The 20,994-nt window shown below is 70.6% G+C and carries 13 protein-coding genes and 1 pseudogene; 8 read left to right on the top strand and 6 right to left on the bottom strand.

The genetic code is table 11. The features are described 5' to 3' along the window. Together VFB40_RS17145 and VFB40_RS17140 are read right to left on the bottom strand one after the other, a co-directional pair. Positions 1-1,905: pseudogene (locus tag VFB40_RS17145) on the bottom strand (hypothetical protein); the annotation flags it as partial. 64 nt (positions 1,906-1,969) lie between these two features. Then, positions 1,970-6,040: a LamG-like jellyroll fold domain-containing protein gene (locus tag VFB40_RS17140; RefSeq protein WP_324851800.1), complete on the bottom strand. Its 4,071-nt coding sequence runs from the start codon at positions 6,038-6,040 to the stop codon at positions 1,970-1,972. Positions 6,041-6,234: 194 nt separating this feature from the next. Between VFB40_RS17140 and VFB40_RS17135 the strand changes: the two genes are divergently transcribed. Then, the gene (locus VFB40_RS17135; protein ID WP_324851798.1) at positions 6,235-9,366 is read left to right on the top strand and encodes an AfsR/SARP family transcriptional regulator; all 3,132 of its coding nucleotides are present in this window, start codon (positions 6,235-6,237) and stop codon (positions 9,364-9,366) included. Positions 9,367-9,382: 16 nt separating this feature from the next. On the opposite strand, the gene VFB40_RS17130 is transcribed toward VFB40_RS17135, so the two are convergent. Continuing rightward, complete coding sequence (locus VFB40_RS17130) at positions 9,383-10,822, bottom strand: M20/M25/M40 family metallo-hydrolase (RefSeq protein WP_324851796.1); 1,440 nt, start codon at positions 10,820-10,822, stop codon at positions 9,383-9,385. Positions 10,823-10,933: 111 nt separating this feature from the next. On the opposite strand from VFB40_RS17130, the gene VFB40_RS17125 reads away from it, so the two are divergent. From VFB40_RS17125 to VFB40_RS17105, 5 genes are all read left to right on the top strand, one after another. Next, positions 10,934-12,634 (top strand): AMP-binding protein, encoded by a 1,701-nt coding sequence (locus VFB40_RS17125; RefSeq protein WP_324851794.1) that lies wholly within the window; start codon positions 10,934-10,936, stop codon positions 12,632-12,634. A gap of 75 nt (positions 12,635-12,709) precedes the next feature. Further along, positions 12,710-13,153: a VOC family protein gene (locus VFB40_RS17120; protein ID WP_324851792.1), complete on the top strand. Its 444-nt coding sequence runs from the start codon at positions 12,710-12,712 to the stop codon at positions 13,151-13,153. Between the two features lie 250 nt (positions 13,154-13,403). Then, entirely contained in the window at positions 13,404-14,657 is a 1,254-nt protein-coding gene (locus tag VFB40_RS17115; RefSeq protein ID WP_324851790.1) for an ABC transporter substrate-binding protein, read from the top strand. 2 nt (positions 14,658-14,659) lie between these two features. Beyond that, entirely contained in the window at positions 14,660-15,628 is a 969-nt protein-coding gene (locus VFB40_RS17110) for a carbohydrate ABC transporter permease (RefSeq protein WP_324851788.1), read from the top strand. 2 nt (positions 15,629-15,630) lie between these two features. Then, positions 15,631-16,494: a carbohydrate ABC transporter permease gene (locus VFB40_RS17105; RefSeq protein ID WP_324851786.1), complete on the top strand. Its 864-nt coding sequence runs from the start codon at positions 15,631-15,633 to the stop codon at positions 16,492-16,494. Here VFB40_RS17105 and VFB40_RS17100 read toward each other — a convergent pair. Then, complete coding sequence (locus VFB40_RS17100) at positions 16,487-17,755, bottom strand: MFS transporter (protein WP_414642101.1); 1,269 nt, start codon at positions 17,753-17,755, stop codon at positions 16,487-16,489. The two genes, VFB40_RS17105 and VFB40_RS17100, sit on opposite strands and share 8 nt — an antisense overlap. Positions 17,756-17,928: 173 nt before the next feature. Between VFB40_RS17100 and VFB40_RS17095 the strand changes: the two genes are divergently transcribed. Continuing rightward, positions 17,929-18,810, top strand: a complete 882-nt coding sequence (locus VFB40_RS17095) for a LysR family transcriptional regulator (protein ID WP_324851782.1) — start codon at positions 17,929-17,931, stop codon at positions 18,808-18,810. 46 nt (positions 18,811-18,856) lie between these two features. Here the strand turns inward: VFB40_RS17095 and VFB40_RS17090 are convergent, their stop codons facing one another. After that, complete coding sequence (locus tag VFB40_RS17090) at positions 18,857-19,309, bottom strand: VOC family protein (protein ID WP_324851780.1); 453 nt, start codon at positions 19,307-19,309, stop codon at positions 18,857-18,859. A 156-nt stretch (positions 19,310-19,465) separates the two neighbouring features. Between VFB40_RS17090 and VFB40_RS17085 the strand changes: the two genes are divergently transcribed. Then, positions 19,466-20,167, top strand: coding sequence for a hypothetical protein (locus VFB40_RS17085; RefSeq protein ID WP_324851778.1), 702 nt, complete (start codon positions 19,466-19,468; stop codon positions 20,165-20,167). Positions 20,168-20,222: 55 nt separating this feature from the next. On the opposite strand, the gene VFB40_RS17080 is transcribed toward VFB40_RS17085, so the two are convergent. Then, positions 20,223-20,897, bottom strand: a complete 675-nt coding sequence (locus VFB40_RS17080; protein ID WP_324851776.1) for a 3'-5' exonuclease — start codon at positions 20,895-20,897, stop codon at positions 20,223-20,225. Positions 20,898-20,994: the final 97 nt, after the last annotated feature.

The raw sequence follows: 20,994 nt of genomic DNA, 5'->3' as shown, positions 1-20,994 counted from the left end.
GTCGGGATAGCTCTGGTCGAAGCTCCAGGTATCTACATTCTGATACGCCGAGCCGCTCAGTATCTGGGTGTTGATCGTGTCGAGACGCTTGGTGGACCAGAAGGTCGGCGAGTACTTCGTCGTGCACGCCGAGGCGCAGTTCTGGTCCCACGGCACGTCAGGGAACGACGTCGCATTGTGCTGAGTGCAGTCGGTACCCGGCGCGCAGCGGTCCGCCGTGTTGAACATCACGCGCGCGGGGGCCTGGCCGCTGTACTCCTGGCCCTGGCGGGTGCCGTACTCGGCGCGCAGCAGCGTGCCACCGCGGGTGTAGGAGACCGTGGTCGCGCCGATGTTCAGGCCGTAGGAGTTGGTCTCCGGCTGGTAGTAGTAAGTGATCGTGTTGCCGTGCCGGTCGACGACGTAGTCGAGGTTCCACCGCCACGCCTGCTGGCACCACGAGGTGGCGAAGGTCGCGCCGTGGCACGGCTCGCCCGGGTCGTTGCCGAACACCGGCGCGGTCCAGGTGGACTGGGTCTCCGGGTTGCCCGACTGCCAGCCGGTCAGGTGGTTGAGGCCGAAGTAGTACTGCGTGCCGTCGGTGGTGGTGACGCGCCAGTACTCGCCGCCGTTCGCGCCGTTCGCCGCGCCGGTCAGGTGCTCGACCTTGGCCCCGTTGTCGTTGCTCAGGTGCCAGGCGCCGGTGGACGCGTCCTTGACCAGCTCGGAGTTGGTGCCGTTCAGGGAAATCGTGGCGTTGTCGGTGATCCAGCACTCGTCGCCGGTCTTCGGGCTGCCGCCGGAGGTGTCGTCGGCGCAGGAGCCGTAGGAGCGCTCGACGAAGCCGGGCCACAGATTCCAGCCGTCGCCGACCCAGGACGGCTGGTTGTTGGTGGCGACCGTCTCGCCGTCGACAGAGCCGGACGAGTAGTCGGCCTCCAGTTTCGGAATCAAGTCGCCCGGGACGTGCGGCACCCGCATCTGGTAGGACCAGCCGAAGTTGCCGCTCTGCGCGGACACCGACCACGAGCCGGCCGGGGAGAGCGAGGTCGCGGTGTAGTCGCCGGTGCTGCCGGAGGAGCCGGCGGTCGCGGCGAGCACGGTCGCAGACGACGCCGTGTGGGCGGAGGCGAGCGGCACAAGGGCGCTGACTCGCTGCGTCTTCGGGTCGTTCGTGCTGCCGAGCGGAGTCTGCTTTTGACAGGCCGGCACATTCGGAGTCGTCACGGCGCAGGCGGGCAACTGGACGAGGCGCAGCCGCTGCGCCCAATCGCCGCCGTAAGCGTCGCGGAAGCCGGAGTAGTCGACGGACACTGATATCTGAGCCGCGGGTGCCCTGCCCGCAGCCGCGCTGGCATTGGATTTGGCACCCAGCGCAGGATTAGAAGTCGCCGCAGGGCTCGAAGTCGCCGCATCCGCGTCGAGCGCCGTGAGCAGCAGACCGCTGACACCCGCGCGCGTGGCGGCGGACCGGTCCAGGACGCTCACTTTCACGGAACCCGGCGTAACAGAGTCCGAATGCGCCTGGACCCATACCGGCAGGTTGCCGGCGTGCACGGCCGCCGCGCCAGCCGAGGCGTGCTTTGCCTGGGCCGGCGAGGCGTCCGCCGCGAGCGGCGAGACGGTCGCGGAACCGGCGGCCGGCCATGACACCTTCGATGTGGCGCCGGCGCCGGCCTTCACCTTCGTCTTCGAACCCGACGCGGCGAACGCGGGATCGGCGGGCTTGGGCAGGACCTTCTGCACGGTGCCGTGCACCGGCCGCTCCTGCGGCAGCGGTGTCGGCGTGTTGTGGCCCGCTCGCGCGGGCATTGCGGCTGAGGGCAGGAGCCCGGCGACCAGGCCCAGCAGGACTACGGCTGTGACGCCGCGCCCTGACCCGGGCGCCGGATCCCCGAGCCGCCATGGCGATCTCGATGTGCGCACGCTGCGCTCTCCCCGTGAGTTCGTGTTCTTCGACGACGTGGCTCTCGTTCCGCGGATCATCGGCTCACCATCCGGACATGACGTAGCCGAGCAGGCGCAGCGGCGTCTGGCCCTCGCAGTGCGGGTCCAGCGAGTCGAAGTGGCTGCCGGTCGCGGTGATGGTGCAGTTGTAGAGCGGCGCGTACCGGTGGCCGTCCGAGGCCGGCGGCGCGGTCCACACCGCGCCGATCTGCTCGACGACCTTCGCCCCGCCGCAGTCCGCCGCGGTGGAGGTGAACTGGTCGCTGCCGTTCAGGCAGCTGTAGACCGGCACCGTTCCGGGCTGGCCCGGCATGACCACGAGGCCGAGCACGCCCTCGGGGTAGAAGCCGGCCGGGATCGCCGTCGCGGTGGTCCAGTGCCAGCCGCCGGGGCCGGTGTAGCGCTCGAGGACCGCGTAGCCGAGCGTGTAGCCGAGCAGTCCCTCGGTCGTCGTGCCCTCGCAGTCGGACTGGTTGGAGACGAAGTGGTCGCCGTTGGAGGAGATCAGGCAGCGGTAGATCGGCTTGGACGGCTGCCCGGAGGGCGGGGAGGCGTAGATGCTGCCGATGGTCGCGATGTACTGGTTTCCCTCGCAGCCCGGGTCGAGTGAGACGAACTGTCCGCCGTTGTAGCGGCAGGAGTAGAGCGTCGAGGTCGCGGGCGCCCCGGCGGGGGCGTAACCGGACGGCACGAGCCAGCCGAGCGAGCCCTCGATGTGGAAGTCGGCCGGGACCGGGCCCGAGGTGACGTAGTGCGCGGCGTACTCGCCCGCGTACCTGGTCAGCTGGTTCGGGTAGTAGTCGATCGGCGTGGTGACAGGGTTCAGATACTCGGCGTCGATCTGGTCCTGGGTGCGCACTCCGGCGTATACGTGCACGTCGTCGAGAGCGCCGCTCCAGAACGAGGCCGGATTGCCGCCCTGCTTCGCCCGGCCGAGCACGAGGTTCCCGGCGACGTTCGCGCCGATGCTCGCGGGCTGGCTGCCCTCCAGCGCGCCGTTGACGTAGATGCGCACCTGTCCGGCGGCGGCGTCGTAGACCCCGGCCAAGGAGGTCCAGGTCTGGGTCTCCGGAGTCGAGGTGGAGTCGACCTGGGCCCAGTTCGGCGACGCGGCGTCCGCGGTGGACACCGCGAAGGTCCACTTGTTCGTGTCCGGTCGGTAGCCGAGCTTGAAGCCGCTGGACTGCGGGCCGTCCTGGCTGACCGCGAACTGCGCGTTCTTGTTCGCGTCCAGCCTGACCTGCGCAGTCACCGTAAAGCTGTTGTCGGTGCGCACGGTCTGCGCTCCGGTGTCGATCTCGCCGCTCGAGCCGTCCAGCTGCACCGCGCCGTTCCCGGCGACGCCGGGCACCCGGGTGGCCCCGCCGACCAGCGCGGCGGTGCGGTAGTTGCCGGAGAGGTCCGCGGTGGTCACGCCGTTCGCCTCGTCGAGCGGGTAGAACGCCTGCTCCGCGGTCGGCGCGGTGGCAAGGTCGTGCGCCTCGGCGGCGCTGACCACGCGGTTGTAGGCGCGTACCTCGTCGATGGCTCCGGGCCAGTAGTCCACCGGTGCGCCGTTGAACTTCGCGCGGCCGATGTCGAACGCGCCGGTGGCGTTCACCGCCGCCGTGTGCGTGGCGGTCCCGGCGAGCTTGCCGTTGACGTAGAGCTGGAGCTTGCCCGAGCCCGGGTCGTAGGTGCCGATCAGGTGCGTCCACACGCCGGCCTGCACGGCCGCGGTCGAGGAGGTCGCGCGGTCCGGCACGGCGTTGGTCGCGTCGGCCTCGGGCATGGTGAAGGCCCACTCGTGCACATCGCCGAGGTACTGCAGGAAGAAGCCGCTCTCCACGTTGCCGTCCTGGCTGACGGCCGTGTGCCAGACGTCGTCCACCGAGTCGAGCCGCACCCAGGCGGAGATGCTGAACGAGCCGGTGGTGCCGATGACCGGTCCGCCGGCGGTCGAGACGTAGCCGGAGGAGCCGTCGAGCTGGATGGCGTCGCCGATCCGTCCGTCGGTCCAGTGCGCGTTGCCGACCGGGGTGTTCACCGTGCCGTTGTGCGTGCCGTAGTCGACTTCGGGTGCTGACGCGGCCATTCCGTAGCCGTCCAGCGGCCAGCGGGCGACGGGCGGTGTGCCGGTGCCGACGAAGAAGTGGTACTTCAGGATCGGGCCGAGGTTGCCGGCGCGGTCCACGCTCTGCACGTAAAGGTCCTGCGGGCCGTCCTGCGGCGGCGTGACTCCGGCGGTGGCGCTGCCGCCGACCTGCGCGGCGGCCACGTACGACTGCGGCGGGTCGGTCTCGCCGTAGCGGAACCCGGCGACGTCGGCGACGCCGTTGGCGGAGAAGGTGAACGCGCCGGTGGAGCCGACCGGCGCTCCGGTGCAGGCGACTCCCGCGGTGCACTGGGGATAGATGTTGGAAGTCGCGGTCGGCGCGGCGGTCGGCGCGGTCTGATCGACGGTCAGGTCGCACCAGGAGGACCAGGGGCCCCAGTCGGTTCCGTCGAAGGCCTGTACCTGCCAGGCGATCGTGGAGCCGTCGGAGAAGGCCCCGGCGGGAACCGGCACGTCGAACTGCGTGCCGGAGGCCTGCATCTGAGTGGTCGTCTCGCCGACCAGGCCGCCGCCGTGGTTGTACCACTGGAAGTGCAGCGCGATGTTGCCGCCGTCCGGATCGGTCGCGGTGGCGTACAGGTCGGGAGCCGCGGTGGCGATGTACGGCTGGTTCGGCACGTTGCCGCAGCCCCACTCGCCGGGGTGCCCCGAGTATCCGGCCGACTGTCCGCCCGGCGCCCCCGGGTAGGAGTTGAAGGTCACGATGAGCGCCGGGTTGGTGGCGAACTTCTTCCAGGCCATGTGGTCGCCCTCGTTGTCGGCCTTCCACATGAACGGGGCGAGGTTGCTGCCGTTGCCGAGCGAGTCGGTGACGACCACGGTGGCGTCGGTGCCCAGGTTCGTGGCCTGACAGCTGCTGTTGTAGCCGTAAGCGACGTTCCAGTTCCTGAGCTGGCGCACCTGGCCGGGCTGGTGGTTCCAGGTCATGCCGCCGTTGAACGTGCCGGTCTCGTAGAGGTCCACCTGGCGCGCGCTGCACGAGGGCGCGTAGGTCTCCAGGTTGTCGAACTCGGCCGACAGCACGTGCTTGCCGACCATCGCCGAGACGTCGAACTGGAAGTACGAGCGCACGGTCACGGTGTAGTCGTAGGCGTAGCCGACCTTCGCCACCCCGTCTCCGTCACCGCCCCAGTAGCTCTGGTCCGGGTGCTGTGCGTATACCTCGGCCCAGCCGTTCAGGCCGGCGTGGAAGTCCGGGTCGATCGAGACGGGGAACTTCGTCGCCGGGTCCGTGAGCAGCGCCCGGTCTGGCACCACGGCCAGCGAGCCGGGGCTGACCGCCACGCGGCCCACCGCGGTGCGCGCGCCGGCGTCCCACATCTGCGGCGCGGAGGAGTCGAACACCGCGTGCCCGGCGCGGTCGCTGGCGACAAGGCCCTGGTTCGGCGTCGTGCGGACGGTCAGGCCGTCGGCGGCCAGCCCGAAGCGCAGCGAGGCGAGGGCCGGATTCGCCGCGGCGGCGCGGGTCTTGACGACCAGGACCTCGGCGAAGCCGTCCGCCTGCGCCTGGAGCTTCAGGTCGACGCCCGGCAGTACGTCGCGGTAGGTGGCGCTGTCCCCGGACAGCGCCGGGGCGGGTAGCGTGCCCGGCCAGGTCAGGGTGATCCGCTTTCCCGCGCTGCCGAACTGAACGAGCGGCGCGCTGCCGCCGCCGGAGAAGGCCAGCTGCGTCGGCACGGCGGCCGGGGAGACGGCGCCGGCGGCCGAGCGCTTGAGCGTGAGGTCGAGCGGAACCCAGGCGGCGCCACGGCGGACCCGGAACGGCAGCGCGTGCTGTTCGAGCGTGTACGTTCCGTTTGGATTCGCGTAGGTATCGCCGGTTTCGGTGGCCAGCGCGGGCACCAGGACCCGATGGCCCGTCGCATGGGCCTTCGCCTCGGGCGATTGGGGGGTCGCGGTGACCGCGGGAAGCGCTGTTCGCTCCGGCGGCGCGTGCAGCGCCGGGGCGAACACCCCCGTTGGTCCCGCGCCGACCGCCACCGCGATCGTAGCGAGCAGGCCGAACTTCCCAAAGGTCACCGTGACCCCTCCCCCATGCCGAGGCGGCACCCGATGCCGCCTGCCGCGTCGAGTGTGATCGCCGGCTCTGGCGCGCCGCTGACGCCGTTCTGACTCGCCGTGCGTCGCGGGCTGTGCCATGCTGGCCGACGAGCCGGAACGGCAGGCGCGCCACGGGTCCGGCAGCTGCGCGGCACGACCAGGGGGCAGGGCAGGTGGGGGACGCATACGAGTTCCGGGTCCTCGGGCAGCTTGAGGCGAGGCGCGAGGGCGCCGTGATCCCGGTGCGCGCGGCGAAGCAGCGGGCCCTGCTGGCCGCGCTGCTGGCCGAGCCCAACCACGTGGTGTCGGTCGGCGCGCTGATGGAACAGATCTGGGGCGAGCATCCGCCCGCGCAGGCACGCGGCGCGCTGCACAGCTACGTGATGCGACTGCGGCGCGTCATCGGCAGCGACGACGATCCGGCGCCGGTCGTCACACACGCCGACGGCTACCAGATCACGGTGCACGACGACGCCCTCGACCTGCTGCGCTTCCGCTCCCTGCTGCGCGAGGCCGCCGCACCCCAGGCCACCGCCGATCCGGCGCGCCGCTCCGCGCTGCTGGCGGCGGCGCTGGCGCAGTGGAGCGGAGACCCGCTCGGCAACGTGGAATCCGAGGCGCTGCACCGGCAGACCGTGCCCGTCTGGGTCGAGCAGCGCCTTACCGCCCTGGAACAGCGCATCGACGCCGACCTGCGCGTCGGCCGGGCGAGCGAGCTGCTGGCCGAGTTGCACGAGCTGACGGCGCGGCACCCGCTGCGCGAACACTTCCACGCCCAACTGATGCTCGCCTGCTATCGCGCGGGACGGCAGGCCGACGCCCTCGCCGCCTACCGGTCCGTGCGCGCGGTGCTGGCCGACGACCTCGGCATGGACCCCGGGCCCGTGCTGCAACGGCTGAATGCCCAGATCCTGGCCGCCGATCCGGCGCTCGCAGCCCTCGACTACGACGTGTCGCAGTCGCGCCCCGTGCCCCTGACGACGGCAGCCGCACCCCGGCCAACCGCCGACCAGGCCGGCCCGGCAGCCGACCGATCCCGGCCGACCCCGGCCGAACTGCCGCCCGACATCGCCGACTTCACCGGCCGGCAGGAGCTGGTGCGGCACCTCGAATCGCTCCTCGCGCCGCCGCCGTATACGCCGCACGAGCCGGGACGTGCCGCGGTGTCCGTCTGTGTCGTGCGCGGGACCGGCGGCCTGGGCAAGACGACGCTCGCCGTGCACGCAGCGCATCGCGTGCGGGAGCACTTCCCGGACGGGCAGCTGCACATCGATCTGCGCGGCACCCGGGAGTCCGCGGTGTCGCCGACCGACGCGCTGGCCCGTTTCCTGCGCAGTTTCGGCGTGGAGGACCAGGCGCTACCGCGGGAGGAGGACGAGCGCGCGGCGCTGTACCGCAGCTTGCTGGCCTCGCGGCGGGTGCTGGTCGTGCTCGACGACGCGCGCGATCCGGCTCAGGTGCGCCCGCTGCTGCCGGGGACGGCGGGCAGCGCGGTGCTGGTAACCAGCCGGCACGCCATGACCACGCTCGACGGTGCGAGCCGACTCGACCTCGGTGTACTCAGCCCCGAGGAAGCGCGCGCACTGCTGGCGCGGATCATCGGCGAGCAGCGCGCCGCGGCGGAACCCGAGGCGGTGGACGCGGTGCTCGCCCGCTGCGCCGGTCTGCCGCTGGCGATCCGGATCGCCGCCGCCCGGCTCGGCTCCCGGCCGGACTGGACCGTGGCGGCGCTGGCCGAGCGGCTGGCAGACGAGAGCGGCCGGCTCGACGAACTGCAGGCGGAGGACCGGGCCGTGCGGGCGACCTTCGCGGTCAGCTACGCGGAGCTGCCGGCCTCGGCCGGCCCGGACGCGGCGGATCCGGCCCGCGCGTTCCGCCTGATGAGCCTGTCCGAAGGGCCGGACATCGACCTGCTCGCCGCGGCGGCGCTGCTCGGGCAGGACCCGGAGCCGGTGGCCGAGGCGCTGGGCGGCCTGGTGCAGGCGCACCTGCTGGAGTCGACGAGCCGGGCGCGCTACCGCTACCACGATCTGCTGCGCCTCTACGCACGCGAGCTGATCTCGATGACGGACGGCGGGCAGAGCGCGGCGGACAGTGCCCGCAGGATGCTGACTTGGTACGCGCAGTCGGCGGGCGCCGCGATGGACACCCTCCACCCTTACGAGGCACACCGGCGGCCGCGCTATGACACGCCCGCGCATCCCGCGCCGCCGTTCCGCGATGCCGCCGCGGCCCGCGCCTGGCTGGAGAACGAGCACGCGAACCTGCTCGCGGCGGCGGCGAACGCGGCGTCGCACGGCCGGCCGCAGACCGCGGGCGAGCTTTCCATGATCCTCTGGCGGCACCTGATGTCGACCGGCCGCCACAATGACGCCCTGGTGCTGCACACCGCCGCGATGAAGGCCTGCGGGGCAATCGGCGACGGCTACGGACAGGCGCGCGCGCTGGGTGCGATCGGCATCAGCCAGTGGCGGCTCGGCCGCAACCAAGAGGCGCTGACCGCCATGGGGCACAGCATCAAGCTGCTGCGCATGCTCGGCCGCCGCACCGACGAGGGTATCGCCCTGAACAACATAGGGCTGATTTACTGGCACCTGGGCCGCTATCAGGAGGCGGCGGAGCACTATCAGCGGGCGCTGGTCATCGCCCGCGACACGGGCAGCCAGCTGAGCGAGGCCAACGCACTCGGCAACCTCGGATCGGTCTACGGCAGGACCGGACAATACAAGGAGGCCCTGCACGTCCTGTCCGAGGCGCTGCGCCTGCAGCAGGAGACCGGAAACCTGACCAACGAAGCCGTCGTGCTCACCAGCCTCGGCAACGTGTACGGACGCATCGGCCGAGGCGAGGAAGCGCTCGCGCACCTGCGCCGCGCCCTGGAGATCAACCGCGAGATGAACAACCGCACCGGCGAGGCCGAGTCGCTGCGCACGCTCGCCGCGGTGTACCGGGACCTGGGCCGGCACCCGGAGGCCTTCGAGCAATACGACGCGCTGTTCGCGCTCGTAGATCAGCTCGGTTCGCAGGACCTTGAGGCGGTCGCCCGCAACGGCCACGGCCAGGCGCTTTCGGGGGTCGGCAGGCACGACGAGGCTCAGCGCGAGCACGAGCGCGCGCTCGCGCTGAGCCGGCAGACGGGCGACCACTACCAGCAGGCCCTTGCGATCGAGGGGCTGGCCCGCGCCGCCGAGGCCCGGGGCGAGCTCGCTCGCGCCCGAGACCGCTGGCTCGACGCCCTGGCGCGGTATCAGCACCTTGGCGTTCCCGAGGCCGAGGCGGTGCGCGCGCACCTCGATCGCAGGTGACGGCCGGGCCGCTCCGTTAGGCGGCCACCTGCGGGAAGCCGACGGGGCTGCGGTGGCCGGCCCGGTCGACGGCTCGGATGCCGAACTGCACGTTGTCCTTCGAGATGTCGAGCGTGACGGCGGTGACGTCGCCGACCTCGATCGCCGAGGTCCAGTCGGCCGAGGTGGTCTCGCGCAGGACGACCTCGTACCCGGCCAGGTCGGCCTCGGGGTTCGCGGTCCAGCTCAGCGTCGTGAGGTTGGTGCCCGACAGCGTGCCCGGCGGCGTGGTGTGGATCTGCACGCCTTTCGGCGTCGCCGGCGCGGTGGCCAGCGACCACAGCGCGGCCGCGTTCACCCTCGCCACGCGGGCCAGGTAGTCGAAGTCGACGAACTCGATCAGGTCGCCGAACTGGACGCCGTCCACGACCTGGGTGTTCTGGTGCTCGTGGTCGAAGTTCTCGCGCGGCTCGGTGAACCTGGCCGCCGGATAGCCCTGTTGCTGGAACGAGAGGTGGTCGCTGCCGCGCAGGTACCGGTCGCGGCGCCAGATCACCCGGATGTCCACGCCGGTCAGCTCGCGCGGGGCGGACTCGGCGACGAACCGGGCGAGCTGGTGGGTCGCGCCGTCGTTCTCGCCGCCGACCGACTGCATCAGCGAGATCTGACTCGCGGTGGCCGCGGTCGGGATGCCCTCCACGAACAGCCGCAGGCTGTGCGGGTTCGGCGGGGTGCCGTCCCAGGCCTGACTCGCCCCGACGATGTCGTTGCTGAACATGCCCTGCACGTCGGCGCCGGCCGCCTTCATCTGCTGGGCCATGAACGCGGATCCGTAGAGGCCCTGCTCCTCTCCGGCCACGGCGGCGAACACGACGGTGCCGGGGAACTGACGGGTCGCGAACAGCCGGGCGAGTTCGAGCACGACGGCGACGCCTGACGCGTCGTCATCGGCGCCGGGGGCGTCGCTGGTGAAGTCCAGGACGTCGGTCACCCGCGAGTCCAGGTGCCCGGTGACCACGTAGAAGCGCTCGGGCGCGGCGGTGCCCTTGAGCGTGGCGATGCAGTTGGTGATCTTGGTGGGGACCGGGATCCGCGACGAGACCGGCTGGATGAACGACTGCCGCTGCACGGTCATCGCGCTGTTCGACATGGCGGCGATCGCGTCCATTTGCGCGATCACCCAGTCGGTGGCGGCGCCGATGCCGCGGTTCGGGTCGGTCTGGCTGGACAGGGTGTGCCGGGTGCCGAACTCGGTCAGCCGCTGCACCGTAGCCCGCAGCCGGTCCGGGTCGATCCGGCGCATCAGGGCCCGCAGCGCCGGGTCCGGTTCCCGCCGGCGCAGCGGCGCCGCGGCGGAACTGGCGGCGTGTGCCGTCGTACCCGCGGCCAGGGGCGCCGCGACCGCTGTGGCGGCTGAAGCAGACAGGAGCGCACGGCGGGTGGGCCCGGTGCGCGAAGACGCACTACTTCTCTCCATCTTCGCATCACTCACCCGTTAGGCGGTCTTGTCAACGGGGCGCGCGGAATACTGTCCCTGACGGCCCGCCCGGCTCGTTCCCGCCGCCCGCTGCCCCGGAGAGTGCTGACGATGACGCAGTCGACCACCGAGCGGTACCGCGCCGCCCGAGATTTCCTGCAGGCCTCCTCCCGCGACTACCGCACCGCGGTCGCCCGGTTCGCCTGGCCGGACTTCGGGGAGCGGTTCAACTGGGCGATCGACTGGTTCGACGCGATCGCCCGCGGCGTGCCGCGAACGGCGCTGTGGATCGTCGAGGAGGACGGGTCCGAGGCGCGCTACTCCTTCGACGAGATCGCGCACCGCTCGGACCAGGTCGCCGCGCATCTGGCGGCACACGGCGTGGACCGCGGCGACCGCGTGCTGTTGATGCTGAACAACCAGGTCGAGCTGTGGGAGTCGATGCTGGCGGTGATGAAGCTCGGCGCGGTCATCCTTCCCACGACCACCGCGCTGGGCCCGGCGGACCTGACCGACCGGGTGACCCGCGGCGAGGTCAAGCACGTGCTGGTCAACGCCGCGGACATCGGCAAGTTCGACACCGTGGCCGGCGACTACGGCCGGTTCGCCGTCGGGGAGGCGCCGCAGGGGTGGATCGCGTACCGCGACGCGTATCAGCTCGACGCGCCGCCGGCCGGACACCCGGGCACGGCGCCGTCGGACCCGCAGCTGCTCTACTTCACCTCGGGCACCACGAACCGGCCGAAGCTGGTCGAACACAATCAGGTCTCGTATCCGGTCGGCCACCTGGCCACCTCGTTCTGGGTGGCGGCAACGCCGGGCGACGTGCACCTGAACATCTCCTCGCCCGGCTGGGCCAAGCACGCGTGGAGCTGCTTCTTCGCGCCCTGGATCGCCGAGGCGACGATCTTCGTGTTCAACTACACCCGGTTCGACGCGGCCACGCTGCTCGGCCAGATCCGCCGGGCCGGGGTCAACACCTTCTGCGCGCCGCCGACGGTCTGGCGCATGCTGATCAAGGCCGATCTGTCCGGCGGGCCGGGACAGCTGCGGGAACTGCTGTCGGCCGGGGAGCCGCTCAACCCCGAGGTGCTGGACCGGGTGCTCAAGGCGTGGGGACTGACGATCCGCGACGGCTACGGGCAGACGGAGCTGCCGCTCGCCGTCGGCAACGTGCCCGGCATGCCGGTCAAGCCGGGCTCCATGGGCCTGCCGCTGCCCGGGGTGCCGATCGTGCTGGTGGATCCGCTGACGGGGCGAACCGCGCGGGAAGGCGAGATCTGCGTCGACCTCGCCAGGCGGCCGATGAGCCTGATGACCGGCTACCGGGGCGACCCCGAGCGCAACGCCGAGGCGATGGCCGGCGGCTACTACCACACCGGCGACGTCGCGTCTCAGGACGCTGACGGATACATCTTCTACATCGGACGCACCGACGACGTGTTCAAGGCGTCGGACTACAAGATCTCCCCCTTCGAGCTCGAAAGTGTGCTCATCGAGCACCCGGCCGTGGCAGAGGCGGCCGTCGTACCCGCGCCGGACGAGCTGCGCCTGGCGGTACCCAAGGCCTACATCGCGCTCGCGGCCGGTTACGAGCCGTCGAAGGAGATCGCGTTCGAGATCCTCAAGCACGCCCGGGAGCATCTCGCCCCCTATCAGCGGGTGCGCCGGATCGAGTTCTTCGCGCTGCCCAAGACGATCTCCGGCAAGATCCGCCGCGTGGACCTGCGCGGGCGCGAGGAGCAGGCCGCCAAGGGCGAGACCGAGCTCACCGAGTGGCGCGACGAGCAGTTCCCGGAGCTGCGCGGCTGAGCAGCGGGCGCTGTCGGCGGCGGCTGGCAGGATGCCGAGCAGGCCGTCTGGCCGAGCGCCGCGAAGGGAGCCCCGATGTCCGTCCGCTACCAGCTGGTGATCGACTGCGCCGACCCCGACCGCCTCGCCCGGTTCTGGGCCGCCGCCCTGGGCTACGAACTCGCGCCGCCTCCGGCCGGATTCGCCGCCTGGGACGACTTCTACCGCAGCATCGGCGTGCCGGAAGAGGAGCTGACCGGGGGCGCGGACCGGATCAGCGACCCGCACGGCGGCGGGCCGGCGATCTGGTTCCAGGTGGTCTCGGACCCGAAGGCCGTGAAGAACCGGCTGCACATCGACATCCACGCCAGCGGGGACCGGACGGACCCGATCGAGACGCGCAAGAAGCGCGTGGACGCCGAGGCCGCCCGCCTCGTCGAGCTGGGCGCCACCCTGACCGTGGTCATGGCGCAGGAAGGACTCGACCACTACGCGGTCGGGATGAAGGACCCTGAGGGAAACGAGTTCGACATCAACTGACCGGACCCGGCCCGACCTGGACCAGCCGGATCCGACCAGCCGGCCGGCTGTTCGCGTGCGCCCTGTTGCGAGCCGTGCCGCTTTTCGAAGCGCTTCGACGATTAAACGGTTCAGTTCGTTGATCGATTGCCTGTGGAAAAGCATTGTGCTGATGAAGGTCAGCGTCTACCATCCCCGGTGAATCGAAGCGCTTCGACGACGAGGAGCCGCGATGCTCGCCACGGGCAGGCCGAGAAGGACGACACTGATCATGGCGGCCCTGGTCGCCGCAACGACGACGCTCACCGCCTGCAACAGCGGCGGCTCCGGATCCGCCGCGGGCAGGGTGCTCACGCTCTGGCACTACGAGGCGGCGGACAGCGCGATGGGCCTGGCCTGGAGCCAGGCGGTCAAGGACTTCGAGGCGGCGCACCCGGGCGTGACGGTCAAGGTGGAGACCAAGACCTTCGAACAGCTTCAGAAGACCGCTGCGATGGTGCTCAACTCGAGCAACGCGCCGGACATCCTGGAGTACAACAAGGGCAACGCCACGGCCGGCCTGCTCTCCAAGCAGGGCCTGCTCACCGACCTGACCCCCGAGGTCGCCCAGTACGGCTGGGACCGGAAGCTGAGCTCGAACCTCGCGGTAACCTCGCGGTACAGCAACGGCGTGATGGGTTCTGGCGACTGGTACGGCATCCCGAACTACGCCGAGTACGCGATGGTCTATTACAACGTCGACCTCTTCAACAAGTACCACGTCCCGGTGCCGAAGACCTTCGCCGACTTCACCGCCGCCATGGACACCTTCGTCAAGAACGGGATCACCCCGCTGGCGGACGCGGGCGCGGAGTACCCGGCGCAGCAGTACCTCTACGACCTCGCGCTCAGCAAGGCCGACCCGGCCTGGGTGACGGACTATCAGATCAAGGGCAAGGCCGACTTCCACGACGCCGCCTGGAGCTACGCCGCCAGCACCCTCGCCGATTGGGTGCGCAAGGGCTACATCGCCAAGAACTCGGTGAGCCTGAAGGCCACCGACATGGGCAACGCCTTCGAGTCGGGCAAGAGCCCGATGATGGTCTCCGGCAGCTGGTGGTACGGCACCTTCGAGTCCGAGATCAAGAACTTCGCCTGGGACACGTTCCTGTGGCCCGGAAGCAGCCTGGTGCCCGGCTCCGGCGGCAACCTGTGGGTCGTGCCGAGCAAGTCCGGCAACAAGCAGCTGGCCTACGACTTCATCAACATCACGCTGCAGAAGGACGTGCAGGACGTCATCGCCAACAAGGGCGCCGTCCCGGTGGCCGCGAACCCGGCGGACGTGACCGACCCGAAGGCCAAGGAGCTGATTCAGCACTACGACACGCTCGCCGCCTCGGGCGGCCTGGCCTACTACCCGGACTGGCCGGTGCCGGGGTTCTACGACACGCTGACCGCCGCGACCCAGGACCTGATCAACGGCAAGGACCCGAACTCGGTGCTCGGCAGCCTGCAGACCGCGTACCAGCAGGGCCTGAACCAGTGAGCGTGGCCGCAGCCGCCGGCCGGACCGAGGCGGCGGCGCCGGATCGGGCGGCGCGCGCCGCCCGGCGCCGCCGCGGCCGGCGCACCGGCCGCGGCTACCCGCTGTTCCTGGTGCCCGGCGCGGTCCTCTTCGCGGCCGTGATCGCGGTGCCGTTCGGGATGAACGTCTGGATCAGCTTCAACCGCTGGCAGGGCGTCGGCCCCATGACGTGGATCGGCCTGGGCAACTACCGGCGGCTGGTGGCCGACTCGGTGTTCTGGTCCTCGTTCTGGCACAACGTCCTGCTCATCGTCGCGATGGCCGTCGTGCCGACGGTGCTGGGCCTCGTCGTGGCCGCCGCGCTGTTCGACTATCTGGGCAAGAAGTTCGGGCCGCGCACGGCCAGCGTGCTGCGCGCCTGCATCTACCTGCCGCAGGTGATGCCGCTGGCGGTCATGGGCGTGGTGTGGGGCTGGATCCTGGCTCCCGACAACGGCGTGCTCAACTCGGCGCTGCGCGACGTCGGCCTCGGGCCGCTGGCGCACGACTGGCTCGGCGACCCGAAGACCGCGCTGTATTCGGTCATGGCGGTCATGGTCTGGATCCAGATCGGCTTCCCGCTGGTGGTCTTCATGGCCGGGCTGCAACGCATCGACCCGACGCTGTACGAGGCCGCCGAACTGGACGGGGCCTCGTGGGCCCGCCGGTTCTGGCACGTGACCGTCCCGCAGATCCGGCCGGAGTTCTACGTCGTACTGCTGATGTGCACCATCGCGGCGCTCAAGGCGTTCGCGCCGATCTACGTGCTCACCCGCGGCGGGCCGGGCTACTCGACCGACATCCCCTCCTACTTCTCCTATCAGAACTTCTTCGAGAAGACGCAGGTCGGCTACGGCGCCGCCACCGCCACCGTGCTCGCCCTGATCACGCTGGTCATCACGGCGGTCTTCGTGACGGTGCAGTTCCGCCGGCGCGACGACGAGGAGGTCTGACCGTGTCCGTGTACACCGCCCGCCTCGCCCGCAACCGCACCGGCGCCCGCCGCCGCGGCGGCTACCCGGTGCTTATCGCCTTCGTGCTGGCCGCGCTGCTGATGCTGGCCCCTTTCGGGCTCGTCGCGATGAACGCGGTCAAGACCAGCACGGACTACGCCGCGCACGGGCCGCTCGCCTGGCCGCACGGCCTGAGCCTGGCCAACCTCAAGACCTTCTGGAACCTGGTCGACTTCGGCCAGGTGCTGCTCAACAGCACCCTGATCAGCGCGGCGGTCGCGATCCTGGCCGTACTGCTGTCCATCCTCAACGCCTACGCGCTCGGCATCGGACGGGTGCGGGGACGCACGTGGATCATCGTCGCCTTCCTGATCGCGAACCTGCTGCCGCAGGAGGGCCTGGTCTATCCGCTCTACTACCTGGCCAAGCAGGTCGGCCTGTACGACACCCGCACGGCGATCATCATCATCTTCACCGTCGTCCAAAGCGCCTTCGGCACCTACCTGCTCTCCTCCGTCCTCGGCGCCTTCCCGCGCGAGATCCTGGAGGCCGCGCGCATCGACGGGGCCGGGACCTGGCGGATCCTGTGGCGGGTCGTCGTCCCGATCAGCCGCCCGACCCTGGTGGTGCTGCTGACCTTCTTCTTCATCTGGACCTGGAACGAGTTCCTGCTCCCGCTGGTCTTCCTGGTCTCCAACCAGAACCAGACCGTTCCGGTCGCGCTCGGCCTGGCCCAGGGCGAGCACATCGTCGACGTGACCATGCAGGCCGCCTCCGGGCTGCTCGGCATCCTGCCCGCGATCGTCTTCTTCCTCATCTTCCAGCGCACCCTGACCCGCGGCGTCACCGTCGGTGCGGTCAAATGACGGCGGAGGCCCGCAGCCGACCGCCCCTTATCAGCACGATGATGATGCAGGCGACGATCGGGATCAGGCCGCAGGCGAGCATGCCGGCCCGCGCGCCGAAGTGATTGGTGAGTCCCCCGATGATCGGCGCGCCGATGGGGGTCCCGCCCATGAACGCGATCAGATAGAGGCCCATCACCCGGCCCCGCACCTGCGGGTCGACCCGCAGTTGGACGGACGCGTTCGCCATCGCCTGGAACGCCAGGTTCGCGGCGCCCATGCAGATGAGCAGCACGAGGAAGCCGAGCAGGTCGGGCGCCACCGCGTCGAGCGCCTGGAAGAGGCCGAACAGGCCGCCAAGGATGACGATCAGCCGCAGCCGGCCGGCCGGGCGGCCGCCGGCCAGCAGCGCGCCGGCCACCGAGCCGACCGCGAGCACCACGTTGAAGAGCCCGTACATGCCGGCTCCGGCGGAGAAGGTCCGGCTCGCCATCGCGGTCAGCACGATCGGGAAGTTCAGGCCGAACATTCCGACGACGCCGACCAGGAAGATGGTCCAGAACACCTGCGGGCGCTCGCGGACGTGGCGCAGCGCGGTGCGCAGCGGCCGGGGTTCGCGGTCAGGCGGGGCGGCGGGGATGAGATCGCTCGCGCGCAGTCGCAGCAGCCCGACCGTCGGCCCGAGATAGCACAGCGCGTTCGCCGCGAACGCCCAGCCGGTGCCGACGGTCCCGATCAGCAGACCGGCCACGGCCGGACCCACGAGCCGGGTCGCCTGGAAGACCGCGCCGTTGAGCGAGATCGCGCTTTGCAGGTATTGCGGCGGCACCACCTCGGCCACGAAGACCTGGCGGGTGGGCGCGTCGACCACGAAGACCAGCCCGCAGAGGAAGGCGAAGACGTAGACGTGCTCGGCGCGGATCGCCCCGACGATGGTGAGCGCCGCGAGCGCCCCGGTGAGCAGCGCGTTCGCACTCTGCGTGGCCAGCAGCAGCCGGCGCCTCGGGCAGCGGTCGGCGAGCAGGCCGCCGTGCACGCCGAACAGCAGCATCGGGAGAAACTGCAGCGCCATGGTGATGCCGACGGCGGTGGCGCTGTCGGTGAGGCGGAGCACCAGCCAGTCCTGCGCGACACTCTGCATCCACGCACCGATGTTGGCCAGGCTCTGCCCGGCGACGTAGGTCCGGTAAGCGCGGAAGCGGAGTGCCGCGAAGGCGCCGCTGGAAGACTTTGCAGAGCTGGAAGAGTTTGAAGAGCTCGGAGAACCGGCGGAGCTAGACAGGTTCGCGGAGTCGGACGAATTCGAGGAGTCGGGCGAAATCGAGATCGGATGTCGGACGGTAGCCGCCGAAGTCACGGGAAAGCCTCTCGCAGGTAATGCGGTGCTGCCATTCTCTGCCGCGAAAAGCTCATAGAGAAGGCCGATGATCCGATGAGCAGTTATAGGGTGCTGTTATGACCGCCTACGATCCCGAGCTCCTCGCCACGCTGCTCGCGGTGGAACAGACTGGCAGCTTCACGCAGGCCGCCGAGCGATTGGGCATCCGGCAGCCGACCGTGAGCCAGCACATCCGGCGCCTGGAGCAGCAGGTGGGGCGGGTGTTGGTGCACCGCACGACGCACTCGCTGGCGCTGACCCCGGACGGCGAGGCGATGATCGGTTTCGCGAAGACGATCCTGGCCGCGCACGAGCAGGCCGCCGCCTATTTCAGCGGCACCCGGCCGCGCGGTCGGCTGCGCATCGGCATCTCGGACGACCTCGCGCTGACCGGGCTGCCGCAGATCCTGCGCGAATTTCGGCGCGACAATCCGCAGGTCGACTTCTACCTGACCGTCGACCAGAGCGGAATGCTGCACGAGTGGCTGGCCAACGACAAGCTGGACGTCCTGATCGGCAAGCGCCTGGACGGCGAGGAGCGCGGCCAGCTGGTCAAGCGCGACCGGCTCGTGTGGGTCGGCACGCAGTCCACCAGGCTCGACTTGAGCAAGCCGGTGCCGCTGGTCGTCTACCCGGCGCCGAGCTTGTCGCGCACTGAGATACGCAAGGCGCTGAACCGGGCGCAACTGCCCTACCGCAGCGCCTGTGTCTGCCGAGGGGTGAACGGCCTGATCGCGGCCGTGGCGGCCGGAATCGGCATCTCGGCGATGGCAGCCAGCCTCGTTCCGGCGCAGCTCACCGCGCTGGGCCCGGCGCACCGGCTGCCGGAACTCGGCCACATTGACCTGGTGCTGCTGGCCAACGCGCGTGCCGAGCAGCGTCCGGCCGTCAAGGCACTGATCTCCACCATCCTGGCGAGCGGCTCCCGCTCGCTCATCCCACAAGTCGCCGGCCGATAGCGAACCGGCGCCGCGCTTCAGAGCTCAGCGACGCAACTCGCGCCGATCAGCGCGGGAACGCACGCAGCGGTGACTTGTCGCCCACCGACCACCGGTGCCCGAACGGGTCGGTGAAGCCGCCTTGGCGATGCACTCCCCACGGCATGTCGTGCTCCTCGACCTCAGCTCCCCCGGTCGCACCTGCGGCGACGGCACGGCGGATGAACTCGTCAGGATCATCGACGAACAGCTCGACGCGCGTGCTCGTGGCGCCGATCTGGATCGGGCTCGCCTCGGCGGGATTCTTCGGATTGACCTCGTGCAGGAAGAACGGGGCGCCCCCGATCTCCAGGCCCGCCACGCCGCCCAGGTCCCACAGCTGCCCGGCTCCGAGGGCACTCCTGTACCAAGCGACCGCCGCGTCCGCGTCGGGAACGATCAGCATCACCGAGACGGCCGGCGACGAGTCGGGTGCCCCCGAGCTCCGGGCGTCAGTGCGGTCCTCCGATTCCGGTGTCATGCCACCAGCATGCCTCAGCGCGCCGACAGAAGCCCCGGACGGCGCCGCCCGGCTTTTGTCACAAGCTATGTAAGCACCGCAGGTTGCGCTCTTGCCGGTGGCACCCTGGTTGTGGTCAAGTGACGACGTATCAAGCGACAGGGAAATGGGGACGGCATGCGCGGCGTACTGAGCTCGACCATCGCCGCGATCCGGGCGTACCGGCGGGTCGCCGCGCGGACGAAGCCGACCCGCTCCGCCGAACACGACCTTGCCAGCGTCGGCGTGCATCCCACGGCCGGCGCCGCGCAGTTCGCGGGCAGCCTGTTCAAGTCCCCGCGGCGGCGCAGCGTGATCGCGCTGGGCGCGGCGATCGCGCTGGCGATCATCGGGCTCGCCGCGGCCTGCCTCGGTGCCTCGGAGCTCAACGGCGGATCGAACTCGAGCCATCCGAGCACCGTCCTCGAGCCGTACGGCGCCGTCCCGGCGGCCACCTCGAGCAGCGCCACCAAGAACACCGCGAACGAGCACACGCCCCCCGGCTCGCCGCAGTCCACGACCGGCGTCGCCGGAGGCATGGTGCTGGGCGCGACCCAGGCGGCGGCCGGTTCGACGTCAGGCACTGGCGCGGGCACGGGTACCGGTACGGGAACCGGCACCGGCACGGGCGCGCAGACCTCGGCAGTCCCGGTGCCATCTGCGAGCACAGCAGCGCCGACCGCGTCGCCCACCCTGCTCGATCTGTGCCGCTCCGTCGTCGCCGCCGGAAACGGCTGGCCGTCGGTCCTCAAGGGTGCCGACCGGGCGACGGTGATCGCAGCGGCCGGAACGAAGAAGAACGTGCTCCCCTACTGCACGAACCTGGTCGCCAACGCGTAACGCGCCCGCGCAGCGCAGCTCGGCTCTGCACAAGCCGCGTCGAGCCGCGGGCGAGCTATCGCTGGCCGAGGCGGCCGACGCGCGGCCGCAGCAGCCTCTCCACCGGTTCGCGCTGCTGCGGGAGGAGAGATGCGGACAGGACGGGGCTGCCGGGCAGTGGCACGCCGAGCCGCAGGAAATACCCGAGCAGCTTTGCGGTGGCTGTAGCGTCGCCGATCGCCTTGTGCGCGTCGGTGAGCGCGATGCCCGCGTGTCGGCAGCAGTCGGCGAGCTGGTGGCGAGAGGCGGGGATGTACCGCTTGGCGACGCGCAGGGTGCACACCCCGTCACGGATTTCGGGCGCTGCGATGCCTGCCTGAGCGAAGTGCGCGATGAGGAACTTCGCGTCGAACGGCAGGTTGTGAGCCACGACCACCCGCCCGACCAGCAGGCTGTGCAGGGCGGAGGCGACGCTGCGGAAACTCGGCGCGTCGCGGGCCATGGCCTCCGTGATGCCGTGGACGTGCGTCGCACCGACCGAGCCGAGCGGCCGGATCAGCGTGTCCCAGCTGCCGGTGATCCGCCCACCGCCGTCGACGTGCACGATCGCGATCTCCACGACCTCCGCCTTCGGCGGGTGGAAGCCCGAGGTCTCCACATCGACGACCGCGTATCCCGTCGAACCCTGGGTTACGGGATTGCGGGCGGCCGGCACGGTGGGTTCGGTGCGGCTTCCAAGCGGGTGGGTCACGATCACTCCTTCGCGCGTAGCTGATGATCCATCAGGTACGCGGTGCGAAGCAAACGTGACACGGCGTCGTACACGAACGCTGAGTATGTTTCGCCGA

This window comes from Actinocrinis sp. (genome assembly GCF_035650855.1).
Lineage (GTDB): Bacteria > Actinomycetota > Actinomycetes > Streptomycetales > Catenulisporaceae > Actinocrinis.
The sequence above is the reverse complement of the archived record's forward strand: the minus strand, read 5'-3'. Positions and strand labels throughout refer to the sequence as shown.

What these genes read in the sequence shown, in the direction of transcription:
- VFB40_RS17130 (WP_324851796.1), bottom strand. Translation starts at nt 10,822, where the DNA reads ATGGAGAGAAGTAGTGCGTCTTCGCGCACCGGGCCCACCCGCCGTGCG.
- VFB40_RS17125 (WP_324851794.1), top strand. Translation starts at nt 10,934, where the DNA reads ATGACGCAGTCGACCACCGAGCGGTACCGCGCCGCCCGAGATTTCCTG.
- VFB40_RS17120 (WP_324851792.1), top strand. Translation starts at nt 12,710, where the DNA reads ATGTCCGTCCGCTACCAGCTGGTGATCGACTGCGCCGACCCCGACCGC.
- VFB40_RS17115 (WP_324851790.1), top strand. Translation starts at nt 13,404, where the DNA reads ATGGCGGCCCTGGTCGCCGCAACGACGACGCTCACCGCCTGCAACAGC.
- VFB40_RS17095 (WP_324851782.1), top strand. Translation starts at nt 17,929, where the DNA reads ATGACCGCCTACGATCCCGAGCTCCTCGCCACGCTGCTCGCGGTGGAA.
- VFB40_RS17090 (WP_324851780.1), bottom strand. Translation starts at nt 19,309, where the DNA reads ATGACACCGGAATCGGAGGACCGCACTGACGCCCGGAGCTCGGGGGCA.
- VFB40_RS17085 (WP_324851778.1), top strand. Translation starts at nt 19,466, where the DNA reads ATGCGCGGCGTACTGAGCTCGACCATCGCCGCGATCCGGGCGTACCGG.